The following is a 17,705-nucleotide window of genomic DNA, read 5'->3' as shown; positions in this document are numbered from 1 at the left end:
CCTAAGCTGTCAGGTCAGACTTCAAGGAGAAAGAGCCGATGAGCCGTATCGAAACCGACAGCCTGGGTGAAGTAAGCGTGGCCGATGAGGCTTATTGGGGGGCGCAGACACAGCGGTCACTGATCAACTTTGCCATCGGCAACGAAAAAATGCCGCTGGCGGTTCTGCATGCCCTGGTCTTGATCAAAAAGGCTGCCTCGCGGGTCAATGACCGCAACGGTGATTTGCCTGCCGATATCGCCCGCCTGATCGAACAGGCCGCCGATGAAGTGCTCAACGGTGAACACGACGACCAGTTCCCGCTGGTGGTGTGGCAGACAGGCAGCGGTACACAGAGCAACATGAACGCCAACGAAGTCATTGCAGGACGCGCCAATGAACTGGCGGGCAAAGGCCGTGGCGGCAAGTCGCCAGTCCACCCCAATGACCATGTCAACCGCTCGCAAAGCTCCAACGACTGCTTCCCCACCGCCATGCATATCGCCGCCGCCAAGGCTGTGCACAATCATTTGCTGCCCGCGATCAATGAACTGGCAGGAGGCCTGGCCGAGTTGTCGGCACGGCATATGAAACTGGTCAAGACCGGCCGCACCCATATGATGGACGCCACGCCGATCACCTTCGGCCAGGAGCTGTCAGCCTATATCGCGCAGCTGGACTACGCCGAGCAAGCCATACGTTCGGCCTTGCCCGCAGTGTGCGAGCTGGCACAGGGGGGTACCGCGGTGGGCACCGGGCTGAATGCACCCCACGGTTTCGCCGAAGCGATTGCCGCTGAACTGGCTGCGTTATCTGGCCTGCCATTTGTGACCGCGCCGAACAAATTTGCCGCGCTGGCCGGCCACGAGCCCTTGACCACCTTGTCAGGCGCCCTCAAAACACTGGCCGTGACCCTCATGAAACTGGCCAATGACTTCCGCCTGCTGGGTTCCGGCCCCCGCGCCGGGCTGGCCGAAATCAAACTGCCCGCCAATGAGCCGGGCAGTTCGATCATGCCGGGCAAGGTTAATCCGACCCAGTGCGAAGCCTTGTCGATGCTGGCGTGCCAGGTGATGGGCAACGATGTTGCCATCGGCTTTGCTGCAAGCCAGGGGCATTTGCAACTGAACGTCTATAAACCGGTGATCATTCACAACCTGCTGCAATCCATCCAGTTGCTGGGAGACGGTTGCAGCAACTTTTTCAAACACTGCGTCACCGGGCTTGAGGTCGATGCCGCCAAAATGGCCGAACACCTGGAGCGCGGCCTGATGCTGGTGACCGCACTCAACCCCCATATCGGCTATGACAAGTCAGCCGAGATTGCCAAAAAGGCCTACGCCGAAGGTTTGACCCTGCGCGAAGCAGCACTGGAACTGGGCTACCTCACGGACGCCGAGTTTGACCAGTGGGTTCGTCCTGAAAACATGCTGGGCGCGGGCAAGCACGGCTAGGCGGTTTTTTACAATCCTGGGCCCGGGGTTGCAACCTTGAACACCATCACTTCCTTGTCGGGGGTGATGGTGCCAACCAGTTTGAACAAGCGGCCATCTGCCCTGGCTTGCTGTACTGCCACAGCTGCAGGATTGAATGGCACTTCCTCCAGGGATTTTCGCACGACGATATCGACCCATTCGTCAGACATCATGACTAGTTTGCTCGCGGATCCACGATCAAAAAAAACATGCCCCCAGGTGTTGCCGGTAGCCCGTATATGCCTGACTTCCATCAGATACAGATCACCGTTGGGACCACGTAGCACCATACCGAAACCGGCAGCCCCCACTTTGTAGCGACCGCCATCAAGTAATGTGTAGCCACGCTTTTTCAAGACCAACTGCATGACGCTTTTGGCCAGAGTGGTTCTCATATTGGACGTAGAGATCAATCCGGCACGCATTGCTGCATAGTTGTCAATAAGGGCGGCAACCTCCACATCCAGATCGCGGATCGACATATGACTGCGCAATTGACGCACGGCATCAATGTTGTAATACCTTCCGGATGTCGTCGGGAATACCGAGCGCATACCCTGCAGTTCGTCATAGACCGGTGCCCAGATCGGCAGGGGCTGCTTGTTGGCCATGGCCGTCAAGGCTTCGTCCAGCCTGCCCACCGGGAATTGCTTGCGGCGCAGGCTCTGCTCACACAGACGCTCCAGCTCCAGCACATCAGGTGCCCGTATCACCTGTGTGTCGACAGACTGGATGATCTGGCGCGTGTAGTTGCGCAAAAATGCATAGACTTCGTGGTCAAGACCAGTTGCAGGCAAGTCAAGCGCCTGGCGCACCAGGGCCTCCAGACTGGGATGTTCTCCGAGCCTTGGCATCAGGTGCCAGTTGCTGATGACCAACCGTTGTGTGACCGGATCAAATACCCCATCACTTTCGATAAACAGCGTGCTGCTACCCTCATCACCCGTGCGCACCACTTTCCAGGAAAACTGCTCAGTATCCAGTTGCACCCGATAGAACTTGTTGTCCATAAAGACAAAATCTTCGGCGACTTCTTCAAACAGATCGCTACCGGAGACTAGAGGCTGATCGGTGAGGCGATATACCCCTTCGGGCGTTAATACACCCTGAGCCTGCAGTCGGGTCGGATCAGCAGGATCAATACGATAGATTCCAAAATTGCCTGCACTATCAAGTTCGCTGGAAACAAACAAATCCCGATGGCCGATAACCACCCTGTCCATCGACTCGACGCCTTGAGGATGTACGGCAGGAATTGGCGCCGGGGTAACCGCGGCCGTCACAGCGTATCCATCAGGAACCTTGCGCGTGGATGTAACGGGGGTTGAATCAACAATCAGCTCTTCCAGCTCCGGAAACGGCGCCCCTCCCTTGCCCCCGACATCGGCGTGATACTCCCAGCGCCCCCGTGCATCCATCCTGATCGGCGGTTCATAGTTCTTGGGCGGGCGCGCCTTGAGGCGAAGGGTTTTCTCACCTGAGCGACGATACACTTCGTACACTTTTTCATCGATCTGAATGTACATCTTGTTATTCAAGAGATAGACATTTTCGTTTTTCCCCCTGAGCCTCACGGCGTCATAGAGCGGGACTTTGACCTCATAGCCCTCGAATGCCTTGGTACGCCAGGGCTTGCGGGAAGTGACAGACGGCAATAGATCCTTCAGGCGTTTTTTCTGCAACGATTTACTGGCTCTCCACCCTGCGTCATATAGGGTTGCTACGGCCTTGGTCACCGTTTCATCCAGGCTGCCCAGCACTGCGCTTACTGCTCTGGGGCGCGCCACCAGAGGTGCGAGCGTAAGAACCGCCTCGCCCAAATTAAGCGCGGCAGAGAAAGCCAGCCACGCTCCCGCCTTGTAATCGCCTCGGGCAAACGCACTGATGGCCGCAGATGCGTCATTCCAGCCGTCATAGACACCAATGGTTGTGCCAATACCCGGAATAACCGACAGGCCAATCTTTATGTAGCTCAGATCCCGCTGCGCAATACGCTCCATCTGACGGCGCTCGATATCCAGCGCCGATCTGGAGGAACCATAGACCTGCTCCTTGAGCCGCCCCATGCGTGCCAGGTACTGCATGTCAGTCAGCGACACATGGGACGCCTTGACCGGGTCAATCACGAGAAAACCGTAAGTTCCGACACGCAAAATGGCATTGATGTTCTGAATATTCCGCGCAACGCTCGAACCGGTCTCTGTACTGTTTGCGAAGTAGGTGAGCAGCTCCCTGTTGAGCAGCACATGATTGGAGAGACGTTCAATCAGATGCTGGAACCCGGAACCTTCGAAGAACTTCTGATTACCCGGAGCGCCCGCCAGATACATCAGCGCCAGCCCCGAGGTTTTGTCATGCACCACAGACACCCCGATCAAGGCTTGTTCGGTATAGGAACTGTCCCCCCGGTCTGGTGAGCGTAACCAGGTATAACGGTATTCGATGTCGAATTCGGCGTCAGGTTTGTGATTACCATTGCCGGGTGCGGTCGCTGCCTGCGCCAGCCTGTACCCCCGCTCTGACAGGTGGCTGCGCTGACGTGCGACCCAGGCCTCAAGGTTGATGGCTTGCCTGAACACTCCCAGTCGCCTGGCAATATCGGGAGCTCCGGGCTGGCTACCCCCTACTGTGCGACCCAGAAAAGCACGGGTGATCCTCATGCTGTAAAGCATGGCAACATCCAGATCCGGAATGGTTTTGAGCAGATACTTAAGGTCAATACCCAGCGCCTTGGTATCCACGCCATCCAGAGTGAAGTAGCTGTGCTTGAGACGCAGCATCTGCTGTTCGTCATTCACATCAATATTCTTGCGAGCAAGCTCGGACAAGCTGAAGGTGTGACGCGCAAGACTGACGTCATCCCAGGTTGAAAAGCCGGTGATCGCTATGCTTTCCGACGTATCGCCCGCCAGATGCGGACGCTCGGCCCTCTCGCTCGTTTGCAACACCTCAACGATGACCCGATCGGGCATATCGACCCTGACCGCATCCGGATCGATATCTCGTTTTAAATCGGCCTTGAGCCGCTCAGCCAGCTTATCGCGGGTAAACACCTCGAATGACGGCAGATGACGGTTAAGATCGTCCTCCAGCCAAAGGGCATTACGTGCGTAAACCACAAGTCCCTTGGCATATTCGGCCCGCTCTTCGACCGATGCCCGCAGCAACCAGTCCGGCAAGTCCTGCGTAGCCTGTGCCGTACGCAATTGTTCCGCCACAAGGTCAATGCCCTGTTCACGGGCCTCATTGCCCGGTGCCAGCAGGTTTTGTGCGGTTTCCAGACGCAAGCGCTCAAGAGACTGCGCAACCGTCGATTCGCTGTACAACAACTGGCCCCTGGCTATAAGCGAAGCAATTTCTTTATAACCGGCGATTTGATCCTCAACCCCCAGACTGAAGGCATGACCATCGAGCACACGCAGGATAACGGGGCTTTCAGTACCCTCGAGCATTATCGCTGCCCGAGCAGCAGCGCGGTTTTTCAGCGAAACATGGCCGAGCCAGAACCCGTCCGGATCGGCCCGAACGCTGCGGGCCAGTTGGGTCTTGAGCTGAGCCACGGAAGTGAATGCTTGCAAACCGCCCGCATTGCCCGGAACGAACAGAAATACGGGCTCCGGATGTTGATGGTCATCAAGCGCAGGCTGACGAGTTATCACCATCGCCCCCTGCAGCAAATAAGAGCGTTGCGAGGTGCCCAGGGACAGGTCGCAAACGCAGCTGACACTTTGCCCGCGGAGTGAAGACCAGGGTTCGCTGACAACTTCTTTTATCTGTTGATACGCAGATTCGCTCAACCGGCCTTCATACACTTGCAACTGTGCTTCGGCCAGCAAGCTGCGCGACCTGCCCGTAGACAAACGCTGCAACAGACTAAGCCCGCCGGCATCCAGCCGGGTCCAGAAGTCGGTGCCCTGAGATTCGGCCCCCTCGAGCAGCCTGTCCGTTGCCTGTTGAGTTTCGGCACACTGGGTCAGAGCCTGCTCATGAGTATCCCGGTAAGCGGCCAAGCGAGTCATCGCCTGATCAGCAGTGCCTATAAATGACTGCAGGCTTGCTTCGTAGCGTGAGACTTTTCGCTCTCGCAGAGTACCGGGCAAATTGATAGACAGGCTGCCAAATGAAAGGTACTGGTCAGCGTTAAGGGTGTGGCTGTTTTCGGACATGAAAGCGTTCATCCCAAGTGATCGACAGTCACCTGATCTGAACAGAAACCCGGAGTGCATCAGTGGTAGATATATAGTCGCAGGCTAACCCCGTGTTGCCGCGCACAAGCGAAGCACCACAGGGTAAGTACCGTGTTACTTCTTCTTGCGCTTTTTTTCCTGCCTGTCGCGTTTCTCGAAGGCTGCTTCCAGAGCCTCGTTGATCGTGCGTAGCACCTTTACCCGTGCCCAGCGCTTGTCATTGGCTTCAACCAGGGTCCAGGGCGAGATTTCGGTGCTGGTGCGATCCACCATGTCGCATACCGCACTGCGGTACACATCCCACTTTTCGCGATTACGCCAATCTTCCTCGGTAATCTTGAAGCGTTTGAACGGGATTTCTTCACGCTCCTGAAAACGCTCAAGCTGGGTGTCCTTGTCGATTGCCAGCCAGAATTTGACGACAATCGCGCCTGCTGCCGTAAGTTGCTCTTCGAAATCGTTGATCTCGCCATAAGCGCGCATCCAGTCCGCTTTCGTGCAAAAACCCTCGACCCGTTCAACCAGCACCCGGCCATACCAGGAGCGGTCAAAAATGGTGAATTTGCTCCGCGCCGGTATATGTCGCCAAAAACGCCAAAGATAAGGTTGTGCTCGCTCATCCTCGGAAGGCGCAGCAATAGGCACAATGATGTACTGACGCGGGTCCAGCGCTGCCGCCACCCGCCGGATAGAGCCGCCTTTGCCTGCGGCATCATTGCCTTCAAATACGGCAATCAATGAATGCCGGCGCATCCGTTTGTCACGCATCAGGCCCGATAGACGCGCCTGCTCAGTGATCAATTGCTCCTGGTAATCCTCTTTTTCAAGATGCCGGGTCAGGTCCAGGCAATCGAGCAGGGTCAATTCGCCTTGCTTGTCCGGTAACGGCGGCACACCCGCCGGGCGGGCTGCAACCTTGGGGGTATGCAACGCCGCCTGCAACCCTTCAAGAAGGATTTTGCCCACAGTCAGACTGCGGTAATAGGGGTCAATACCTTCGACGATATTCCACGGTGCGTAATCACGACTGGTGCGGCGGATCGCCCGCTCGCCATAGCGTACGAACTTGTCATAAGTTTTGGACTGCTGCCAGTCCAGCGGGCTGATGCGCCAGCTGTGCAATGGGTCATCCTTGAGGGTTTGCAGGCGTTCCTTCATTTGTTTTTTGGACAGGTGGAACCAGAACTTGAAGATCACTGCGCCCTCATTGCACAGCATCTTTTCCAGACGTTCGGCGCCCGTGATCGCCTGATCAAGCACGGCATTCTTGAACAGGCCGTGAACCCGGCCCTGGAGCATCTGGCTGTACCAATTGCCAAAAAACACGCCCATCCGCCCCTTGGCGGGCAATTGACGCCAGTAACGCCAGGCCGGCGGATGAGCCAGCTCTTCATCGGTCTGGCTATCAAAAGTCCGCACTTCGATCAGGCGCGGATCCATCCATTCACTAAGCAGTTTGACCGTTTCACCCTTGCCGGCGCCTTCAATGCCATTGATCAGCACAATGACCGAAGCACGCTTTTGCTGATGGAGCTCAAACTGGGCTTCAAGCAACGCTTCACGTAAAGCGGGGGCTTCCCTGTCGTAGGTTTCTTTATCGATGAAATGGCCGATTTCAGCTGATTCGAACATGGAATGCTCCCTGGCAAGATGAACCAAGCCTAGCGGATTGCTCTGCAATATGCAGGAAGAAACCGAGCAAACCTGTCATGGATCAGTCCCGGCCTGACTGATCGGCTAGAATGGCTGCCTTGCCGTTGCCGAGCCACACATGACTACTGAAACTGCCAATGCCCAGATCGACTGGGATGACCAAGGTCGCCCCCATTCACGGGTGTTTGATGACGTGTATTTTTCGGACAAGTCGGGGCTTGAAGAAACCCGCTATGTCTTTATCGAACAGAACGCCCTTGCAGAGCGTTTCGCCGCCCTGCCCGCTGACGGCCATCTGGTTATTGGCGAAACCGGTTTCGGCACCGGGCTGAATTTTTTGTGCGCATGGCAGCTGTTCGAGCAACATGCCCACCCCGATGCGCGCCTGCAGTTCATCAGCGTCGAAAAATACCCGCTGACCCGCACCGACCTACAACGCGCGCTGGCCCTGTGGCCGGAGCTGACGCCCCTCTGCGAACAATTGCTGGCCGTGTATTTTGCAATCCATCCGGGCTTTCAGACCCTGACCCTGGCCAATGGCCGGGTCACGCTCACGTTGTTGATCGGCGATGCACTTGAACAGTTGCCGCAACTCGACGCCAAAGTTGATGCATGGTTTCTCGACGGTTTTGCCCCGGCGAAAAACCCCGACATGTGGACCCCGGAACTGTTCGCGCAATTGGCACGTCTGGCGGCACCCGATTCGACAATCAGCACATTCACCAGCACCGGCTGGGTACGCCGCGCGCTGAATGACGCCGGATTCAAGATGCGCCGCACGCCAGGCATAGGCCATAAGTGGGAAATCCTGCGCGGCACCTTTGTCGGCTTGCCGGACACCGCTTCAACAGCACCCACAGTCAAACCCTGGTTTGCCCGCCCGCCCCGGGTCAAAGGCCCGCGTACAGCACTGGTCATCGGTGGCGGCCTGTCGGGTTGCGCCAGCGCCAATAGCCTGGCCCGCCGCGGCTGGACGGTGATATTGCTGGAGCGCCACGAAAGACTGGCCAAGGAAGCGTCGGGCAACCCGCAAGGCGTTCTGTACCTCAAGCTCTCGGCACACGGTACGACTTTGTCGCAGATGATCGTCAGCGGCTTTGGCTACACCCGTCGTCTGCTGGAACACCTGCAGCGCGGGCGCGACTGGGATGATTGCGGGGTCCTGCAATTGGCTTTCAACGCCAAGGAAGCCGCACGACAGGCCCAACTGGCCGCAGCCTTTCCCCCGGCGCTGGTGCATCTGCTTGACCAACCCCAGGCACAAGCCCTGGCCGGGATCGAACTGGCCCACGGCGGCCTGTTCTACCCCGAAGGCGGCTGGGTTCACCCTCCAGCGCTTTGCCACTACCAGGCCTTGCACCCCAAGGTTCGGGTGCTGACCCACCATGACGTTTTGCAACTGCACAAGGTCAATGACCAATGGCAGGCGTGCCATAACGACCAGGTACTGGCCAGCGCTCCGGTTGTCATTCTGGCTGGCGCTGCCGAGGTCAAGCGCTTCCCGGCCAGCAGCGGCCTGCCACTCAAACGGATTCGCGGGCAAATCACTCAACTGGTAGAAACCCCTGCCAGCGCCGTATTGAAAACCGTAGTGTGTGCCGAGGGCTATGTGGCTCCTGGCCGCCTCGGTGAGCACACGCTGGGCGCCAGCTTCGACTTTGATAACGAAGACCTGACCACCACCCCGCAGGGGCATCAAGGTAACCTCGAGCTGCTCGAGGAAATCTCACCGGACCTGGCCCATCGGCTCGGTGACGAACAACTCAACCCTGACACCCTGCGTGGATGGGCAGCGTTCCGCTGCACCAGCCCGGACTACTTGCCAATTGTAGGCCCGCTCGCGGATCCGGAGCAGTTCGCCAGCGCCTATGGCGTGTTGCGCAAGGATGCCCGACAGGTGCCTGACGTCCCCTGCCCGTGGCTTGATGGCTTGTACGTCAACAGCGGCCACGGCTCTCGCGGGCTCATCACCGCACCCCTGTCTGGCGAAATACTCGCCGCCTGGATCAACGATGAACCCCTGCCCGTATCCAGAGCAGTGGCCGAAGCCTGCCTGCCGAACCGGTTCGGGCTGCGGGCCCTGATCAAAGGGCTGTAGAGGGCGACCCCTCAAGGGACTTGGGCGCCAGCAGCGCCTCGGTCTTTTGCAGGCTCCAGACATCGACAGCCGCGTCCATCTGATGGCGAACTTCGCTGACCTCGCGCAGATAGCGCTCACTGTTCATTTCTGGAGATCTTTTAAGCAAGTTGCTTAACGCCTCGAAGTACGGCTCGGTCAGCGCGCCATATTGCGTCCTGTGGGTACGTATCAAGTACTCCCGCCAAAACTGGCGGGTGCTGATAAAGATGTTCAGCGAGGCCGTTTTCTCGGCCTTTTCGACTTCCAGCCGCGCAATGTCCAGATCTGCCTGAGTCACCCCGGCCAGTGATTTAAACACCATGCTTTCAGGCTGCCCCGGCAGCTCAAGGGCTCGCGCCAGGCCCACACGGTAAGCCAGGTGCATTTCAAGCTCGTCCGGTGCCGGGCCTGCCCCCTCAAGGCGTAACAAAAAGTGCTCTTGGGCGATTCTGGCGAGCCTGTCGAGCCTGAAAAGCCCTTTGCCCAAAGTCAGCAGTTGCTGCTTCTGAGACGAGCCCGCGCCTGAAAGCCCGGACAGTTCCATTTGCACTTCCATCTCGCTGAAGGTAAAAGCCACACTGTCTGTACAGCTACGCGGCGAAGCCGCAATATCCAGCACATCACGGCGCAAGGAGGAGCTCTCGTTGGCCGCTTCAATCATTTCCCAGACACGTCGACTGAGATCCTGACGCACTTCATGGGCGTCCGCAGTCGATGTCAAACGGCTGAGCACCGTAAAAAAATCGTCTGAAGCCGCATCGGCTCGCAAGCTGTTCCATAACAGCTCTCTTCTTCGCAATTCCTGAGCGGTAATACCCGCCGTCCAGAACTCGAACGCCGCCGCCTCGCTCATCAACTGTTCGCTGTTGATGCCCATGCTGCTGCCACCCTGCATGGCATAGCGGGCCAGACGCAGGCGGCTGGTGGCGGACAACGGGTTGCCGGCCAGGGAAATATTGCGCGTCACAGTGGGCGAGGCCTGATAGACATGTTCAGGTATGTCGATAATACGGTTTTCCCGCAGATCGGCCGACTCAAGAAACGGGCGGGATATCAGGTCTTGCGGCCATTGGTCGATCCAGGTACGACGCAAATAGACCCGACGCAAAAAACCCAGATTACTGAGGCTAAGGTTCGGACCCAGCAGGTTGTCATTGAGGTTGAGCACTTGCAGCTTGCCCAGCGAGTTCAATACCGACAGGTTGCCCGGGTTCAGATACAACAGGTTACGGGCCAGGGACAAACGCTGCAGATTGGGCATGCGCTCCAACTGCCTGGGCAGGTTGACCATGCGATTGTTATCCATTTCAAGGGCAACCAGCCCGCTGAAATGTTCAAGGAATGCATTGGCCGTGTCCCGGCAATTCATGTTGCTGAGTTTCAATTCCCGCACATGGCTGAAGTCGGCAATGGCTGGCAGATCCGGAAAGTTGCCCAATCGAAAGCCGTCCAGGCTCAGGCTGTGCAACTCTTCGTTGTGAGCCCAGGGAATATGAGCGGGGTTTTTACGCCAGCAACGCTCAATCAGCCCTGCAGCCTGATATCGGTTCTCGGGGTAGTCATATAGGGTATCGGTCGGAACAACTTCACCCGGAGTGGCATCGATCCAGGCTTGCAGGCTCGTTAGCAAGGCCCTTCTCTCGCGCTTGCGCTCACGCAGGATATTGAGCGGTTCAAGCCCCCGCTCGACCAGGGTGTCGAGGTATTCAATGACTTGCTCATCTTCAAAGTCGGAGTAAATCCTGCGCACACGGCGCTGCAATTCCCAGGAGTGCTCACCGGATGTCATTCCGCACAGGGGGTAGCCCACCTGACCATCTGCCAGGGTAATCGGCGGTTTGAACCCCGGTTTGATCGGCTGTATGCGCAACACCTGGGCGGACTCCTGACGGGCATTGGCCGCCCGCTTTGCCAGGGCCGCATTGAACGCCGGGGCATCCGTGTTTGCAGCAAAGCCCATGGCATCGCGCTCAAGATCGGTCAGGGATTCAAACACGGCAGTGGATAATGGCAGAGGACCGCCAGGCTCAAGCAAATGGACATGACCGCGTGGCCGGTAACGCTCGTAGCCCCGCAGCGTTTTGACCAGCACGTGCGGTGGGGTCGTCTGTACGCCGCCCCAATAATGAGTCATGGCGCCTGAAATCGAATCTTCGCGAATCTCCAGCGCCTTGTCAGCAGGCCAGCCGGGCAGTTGATCCAGATAATGCAAGGCCAGCCGCTCAGTGTCGTCATTGGCCTGATGCTCAAGATAAAAGCCTTCGATCGCCCGGTTTATCCTGGCCTCACGCAGGTGCATGCGCGCCAGCTCGGCCAGTTCCAGCGGCACTCTGCCCCTGCGCAAATGTTCAAGCTGCGGATTACTGGCCGACTCAACCAACGCTTGCGCTACCGTACGGGGCAACCCCGGAAAGTCACGTTCGATGGGCAAGGCTTCTGCCGCAGACGAGATATTGAAAAGCCCATACAACCTCTCGAAGACCTGACGTTTGTTATCCCGCGCATGACTGCCCAATACCAGGGCCAGTCTGCGGGCCAGTGCCCCCGGAGCAGGCAGGTCATTGCCCAGCAGTTCCCTGACCTGTGAGTCGGACAAGGCCGCAAGAACAGCATCCAGCAACTTGCCTTGCTCAACGACAGAGCTTGTCAGGTTGATATGGGACGTAGCCGGCCACATCACACTGGCATAGTGCGCAAGGCGGTTTCCCGTATCGTCGGCAACCGTCAACACCTTGCCCGCTGGCCATTTCGGCAATGCCGGCAAGAGCTGTAATTGCAGCTCGCTCCAGCGCCGGGAGGCATACTGGTCGGTACTCATCTGTGCGACAAAGGTGTCGATAAGCTGGTTGATTTCAAAGCGCTTGAGGCTGACTTTCAGCAAGGAAGGCGGCGCCAGACTTTCCAGATGCATGCGGCGCAGGACGCCCGGTGCCGTGTCAGTCAGTTCCCGAATCCGTTCCAGTGTCTGCCTGTCCAGTGCTGCTGTTGCCGATCCCAAACGGCCCAGCAGCGTCGCACTGTCTTGCCACTCCAGTGGCCGCTCATGGGCATGCTGCCAGGCCCCTTCGTTGTTATGTAGCAAGGCAGGCCTGAAAGCATCGGCCCTGCGCGGATGAGGTATGCGCCATTGCCTGCGCTCGCTGTCGAATTCGACAGGATAGTGCTTGCCGTCCACGTCTACATACTGCCTGCCATGAAGGCTGAGTAAACCTTGGGCATCAGCTGTATAGCGATGCTCGCCCATTACTTTATGCTCGTAGTGCTGCAGGTTTTTATTCCATAACCGGGTGGTGCCATCATCACGACTGACGGGTTGAAAGCCTTCAAAGTGCGCCCGGGTGGTTGCGCTCAAACGACTGGCAGCGGCTTTGACAGCTCCCAGCCCGACCACTACCCCTGCGTTGACGGCCAGATCCGTGGCGACATTGAGCAAGTGCTCGCGAGCATGGTCAACATCGCCCTGGGCCCAGTCTTCCACCCCCTCATAGACTTCTTTGAGCATCTCCCCAATGGCCACCGCCAGCATCAGATCGCCCAGCACCGGCACAAAAAGGGCCGCGACGTTTACCAGAAACAACCCTGCCGTTTTGTACATCTGCCAGCGCTCTTCGCGTTCGCGCTCGTCCAGCACGCCGGTGGGCACGGCCAGTTGCCGGGCATCGGCAAACATGTTCCTGAGCTGCACCGTGCACAGGTAATGCGCTGCGCTGATGGTCAGAGGGGTTGCGGTAAGGGCCAGATGCTCGGGCCTGCCAGCGACCTTTTGCATAAACAGCGGCCGTACATTCAAGGCGGTGAAGCGGGAGAAAAACCTGGCATACGCCGGATCCAGCAGGCGATGCTTCAACTCATCGGTGAATACCTGCAATGAACTGAACTCGAACAAGGGTGCCCGCGGGTCATTGGGGATATAGGCAATCAAGCGGTTGCCGGGGTGCAACAACAAGGTGTCGGAAGAGAAGACCACCACCCCGTCAATTGCCGTGTCCAGTATCGACAAGGAACTTGGCACCATCGGCTTGCCGTCCAGTTGCACCCCGTGCACCTGGGCAGTACTGGCGGGCAGAGCCAGGGCGGCAAGCAGTGTGGTATAGGCTGCCTGACTGATTTGTTTCTTGAGGTAGGCGACATGCGCGTCGACCGCCATGTCATGGGTTTTTAAAAGCCTGAGGTTCGACTCTGTCGCCAAATGCCTGGGCCCGGGAGTTCCCGACGCCGTAACGCCCAAAGCGTGCTCCAGATACTGTTGATACTTGAGCCCCAGATCCAGCCTGCGGCATAGCGCGGCAAAGTGGCAGGGCTCAAGAGGGCTGATCTGCTGAGGATGGCCACCGTAGCGGATATGGCTTTGCGGATTAAAGCCGTTTGCAAGGGCCTCGTCGGCCGAAAAATTCTGCAGGGCTGCCCACAGCAGGGTTTTCGGCTCGTCATGCACCAGGTAATGGCGAACGGAACTGAACAACGTGATATTGGGGATCAGGTGAACATGCACCACCGCCAGATAGTCACGGTGAATATTCAGTGACGACCCGAACTCACGCCTGACCTCGGCTGCCAGCAATGCCCCGCAGTACACCTCGACACTTTGCAGCTCACCGAACTTCTTGCCGAACAGGCCATGATAGAAACGGCTACTGGCCATGGATGCATTCATGGCCGCAATGACCTGTGGATCAGCGCCCAACAACCATTTGGGCATATGGCTGTGGACCAGCTCCAGGGGTTCCAGGTCACTGAGCGTGGTATCGCGAGCATCCAGCGGGGGCATATGGCGGGGCATATCCGGTCTTCTGCAGGTCAGAGAGCGCCTAACCTAACGTGGCGTCGCAGGGGATGTGACATAGATAAATAGTGCTCTTCAGCCAAAACCCTGCTGGCCTCCCAAGCCCCGACAAAACAACCACTTGTAACTTTTATTGAACGATCCGGGCACAGGTCACTCGATAAAACACGGTCATTTATGCCGGAGCGAGTGCCTTGTGCCTTGCACCGCAAGGGCTGGCGATGCAGTCAAAAACTGCATCGCCCTTTAAAACCGGGCCCAAAGCGCTACCAGGCGTCCTGCAAAGACGCTGACTCATCCCTGTAGCACCACATGCCGAAAGACCAAGGATTTACACACCATGTGCGGATTAGCTGGCGAGTTACGTTTTGATCAACACCCTGCCGACCTGGCAGCCATCGAACGCATCACCCACCACCTTGCACCACGTGGCCCCGATGCCTGGGGTTTTCACAGCCAGGGGCCGATAGCCCTGGGCCATCGCCGCCTGAAAATCATGGATTTGTCGGATGGTTCAGCCCAACCGATGATCGACAGCCAGCTGGGTTTGTCGCTGGCCTTCAACGGCGCAATCTATAACTTCCCCGAGCTGCGCGCCGAGCTTGAAGCCCTGGGCTACAGCTTTTATTCGGGTGGCGATACCGAAGTTCTGCTCAAGGGCTATCACGCCTGGGGCGAAGCGCTGCTGCCCAAGCTCAATGGCATGTTTGCCTTTGCCATCTGGGAACGCGATGCCCAGCGCCTGTTTCTGGCCCGCGATCGTCTGGGGGTCAAGCCGCTGTATCTGTCGCGTACCGGTGAGCGCTTGCGCTTTGCCTCGACCCTGCCGGCGCTGCTCAAGGGCGGTGATATCAGCCCCATGCTCGACCCGGTGGCGCTTAATCACTACCTGAATTTTCATGCCGTTGTACCAGCGCCACGCACGCTGATTGCCGGTATCGAAAAGCTGCCACCCGCGACCTGGTTGCGTATTGACGCCAATGGCCACACCGAGCAAAAAACCTGGTGGACCCTGCCCTACGGCCCCCGTGCCGATGAAGTCAATCTGACCCTGGAAGATTGGCGCGATCGTGTCCTCGACAGCACCCGCGAAGCCGTGGCTATCCGCCAACGGGCGGCGGTGGATGTCGGCGTGCTGCTCTCTGGCGGTGTCGACTCCAGTTTGTTGGTGGGGTTGTTGCGCGATGTGGGCGTACAGGATCTGTCGACTTTCTCCATCGGCTTTGAGGACGCAGGCGGCGAGCGCGGGGATGAATTCCAGTATTCGGATTTGATTGCCCGGCATTACGGCACGCGCCATCACCAACTGCGCATTGGCGAGCACGAAATCATCGAGCAACTGCCAGCGGCCTTCCGCGCCATGAGCGAGCCGATGGTCAGTCATGACTGCATCGCCTTTTATCTGTTGTCGCGTGAAGTGGCCAAGCATTGCAAGGTGGTGCAAAGCGGCCAGGGCGCTGACGAACTGTTTGCCGGCTATCACTGGTATCCACAAGTAGATGGCGCCAGCGATCCTTATGCCGCGTACCGCGAAGCCTTTTTCGACCGCAGTTACGACGAGTACAAGGCCACCGTCCAGCCACAATGGCTGACAGCCAATGACGCCGCTGGCGACTTTGTGCGTGAGCATTTCGCACAGCCGGGGGCCCAGGCCGGGGTGGACAAGGCCTTGCGCCTGGACAGCACCGTGATGCTGGTGGATGACCCGGTCAAACGGGTGGACAACATGACCATGGCCTGGGGCCTGGAAGCCCGCACGCCGTTTCTCGATTACCGCCTGGCCGAGCTGTCAGCGCGGATTCCAGCGCGCTTCAAACTGCCCGACGGCGGTAAGCAGGTACTCAAGGAAGCCGCACGACTGGTGATCCCCAGCGAAGTCATCGACCGCAAAAAAGGCTATTTCCCGGTGCCGGGGCTCAAGCACTTGCAGGGCAACACCCTCAACTGGGTGCGCGACCTGCTGCTGGACCCGAGCCAGGATCGCGGCCTGTTCCAGCCAGCCATGCTTGACCAGTTGCTGACCAACCCGCAAAGCCAGCTGACCCCCCTCAACGGCTCCAAGCTGTGGCAACTGGCCGCCCTGAACCTGTGGCTGAGCGAACAAGGAATCTGATCGATGAAACCTCTCGCTACGGCTTATAGCCAGCGTTTACTGCGTGGCCAGACGCCTTCCTATGAACGCCTGCAAGCCCGCTTTGCCGAGGATGGCAGCGAACTGAATGCCTGCCCCGTGGCCGTACACTGCGGCTGGGGCCGGCTGTTGATCGGGCATACCTTTCCCGATCCCGTCACCCTGGCCGAAGAGCTGCTCAACGAGCAGCCCGGCGAGCGCGATATTGCCCTGTATGTCGCCGCGCCCCAGCAGGTGCTGGCGCAGTCGCCGCAACAACTGTTTCTCGACCCCTCGGATACGCTGCGCCTGTGGTTTACCGATTACCGCCAGGCCACCCGAGTGTTTCGCGGCTTCCGTATCCGCCGCGCACAAAGCGAGGCGGACTGGAACGCGATCAACACACTGTACCTGTCACGCTCCATGCTGCCCATCGACCCGACCCTGCTGACCTCGCGCCACGACGGCGGCCCGGTGTACTGGATGGCCGAAGACGAGGACAGCGGCGCGGTGATCGGCAGTGTCATGGGCTTGAACCATCACACCGCATTCAACGACCCCGAAAATGGCAGCAGCCTCTGGTGCCTGGCGGTCGACCCGCTCTGTTCACGCCCGGGAGTGGGTGAAGTGCTGGTGCGGCATTTGGTCGAGCACTTTATGAGCCGCGGCCTGAGCTATCTCGACCTGTCGGTGCTGCATGACAATGCCCAGGCCAAGAACCTGTATGCCAAACTGGGGTTTCGCACCCTGTCGACCTTTGCCATCAAGCGCAAGAACGGCATCAACCAGCCGCTGTTTCTGGGGCCTGGTCCCGAGGTCGGACTCAACCCCTATGCCAGCATCCTCGTTGAAGAAGCCTACAAACGTGGCATCGACGTGCAAATTGACGACGCGGCCGCCGGCCTGTTCACCCTTAGCCACGGCGGGCGACGGATTCGTTGCCGCGAGTCCCTCAGCGACCTGACCAGCGCCATCAGCATGAGCCTGTGCCAGGACAAGTGCCTGACCCACAAGGTGCTCAGCCAGGCCGGCCTGAACGTGCCGACCCAGCAACTGGCGGGCAATGCCGATGACAACCTGGCGTTTGTCGAAGAGCACGGCCGGGTGGTGGTCAAACCGGTGGATGGCGAGCAAGGCAATGGCGTAGCGGTGGACCTGGACAGCATCGAACAGGTGCAACAGGCCATCGAGGCAGCGCGGGCGTTCGACAGCCGGGTGCTGCTCGAGAGCTTTCACGAAGGCCTCGACCTGCGCATCGTGGTGATCGGCTTTGAGGTGGTGGCTGCCGCCATCCGCCGTCCCGCGCAAGTGATCGGCGACGGTCAGCACCGCATTCAGCGCCTGATCGAGGCGCAAAGCCGCCGACGCCAGGCCGCCACCGGTGGCGAAAGCCGAATCC

General features: G+C 58.5%; 7 protein-coding genes. 4 read left to right on the top strand and 3 right to left on the bottom strand.

Annotated features, from left to right (window positions below; translation table 11 throughout):
* Nucleotides 1-38: 38 nt before the first annotated feature.
* Nucleotides 39-1,433: a class II fumarate hydratase gene (locus GHO42_RS02020; RefSeq protein ID WP_095002819.1), complete on the top strand. Its 1,395-nt coding sequence runs from the start codon at nt 39-41 to the stop codon at nt 1,431-1,433.
* 8 nt (nt 1,434-1,441) lie between these two features.
* Here the strand turns inward: GHO42_RS02020 and GHO42_RS02015 are convergent, their stop codons facing one another.
* Both GHO42_RS02015 and pap read right to left on the bottom strand, forming a co-directional pair.
* A complete protein-coding gene (locus GHO42_RS02015; protein WP_153326594.1) occupies nt 1,442-5,620 on the bottom strand; it encodes a dermonecrotic toxin domain-containing protein in 4,179 nt (1,392 codons plus the stop codon).
* A gap of 135 nt (nt 5,621-5,755) precedes the next feature.
* Nucleotides 5,756-7,273: a polyphosphate:AMP phosphotransferase gene (gene pap, locus GHO42_RS02010; protein WP_153326596.1), complete on the bottom strand. Its 1,518-nt coding sequence runs from the start codon at nt 7,271-7,273 to the stop codon at nt 5,756-5,758.
* A gap of 139 nt (nt 7,274-7,412) precedes the next feature.
* Between pap and mnmC the strand changes: the two genes are divergently transcribed.
* The gene (gene mnmC, locus GHO42_RS02005) at nt 7,413-9,392 is read left to right on the top strand and encodes a bifunctional tRNA (5-methylaminomethyl-2-thiouridine)(34)-methyltransferase MnmD/FAD-dependent 5-carboxymethylaminomethyl-2-thiouridine(34) oxidoreductase MnmC (RefSeq protein WP_146541166.1); all 1,980 of its coding nucleotides are present in this window, start codon (nt 7,413-7,415) and stop codon (nt 9,390-9,392) included.
* Here the strand turns inward: mnmC and GHO42_RS02000 are convergent.
* Complete coding sequence (locus tag GHO42_RS02000; protein ID WP_153326598.1) at nt 9,379-14,193, bottom strand: NEL-type E3 ubiquitin ligase domain-containing protein; 4,815 nt, start codon at nt 14,191-14,193, stop codon at nt 9,379-9,381. The genes mnmC and GHO42_RS02000 overlap by 14 nt on opposite strands.
* Nucleotides 14,194-14,536: 343 nt before the next feature.
* Between GHO42_RS02000 and GHO42_RS01995 the strand changes: the two genes are divergently transcribed.
* The gene (locus tag GHO42_RS01995) at nt 14,537-16,309 is read left to right on the top strand and encodes an N-acetylglutaminylglutamine amidotransferase (protein ID WP_095019129.1); all 1,773 of its coding nucleotides are present in this window, start codon (nt 14,537-14,539) and stop codon (nt 16,307-16,309) included.
* 3 nt (nt 16,310-16,312) lie between these two features.
* On the top strand, nt 16,313-17,705 hold a 1,393-nt coding region (gene ngg, locus GHO42_RS01990), incomplete at its 3' end, for an N-acetylglutaminylglutamine synthetase (RefSeq protein ID WP_153326600.1).

Origin of the sequence: Pseudomonas sp. FSL R10-0056 (assembly GCF_009600105.1) — a bacterium.
Taxonomy (GTDB): Bacteria; Pseudomonadota; Gammaproteobacteria; order Pseudomonadales; family Pseudomonadaceae; genus Aquipseudomonas; species Aquipseudomonas bubulae.
Note: the sequence above shows the minus strand (reverse complement) of the source record. Positions and strands in the feature narration are given on the sequence as shown.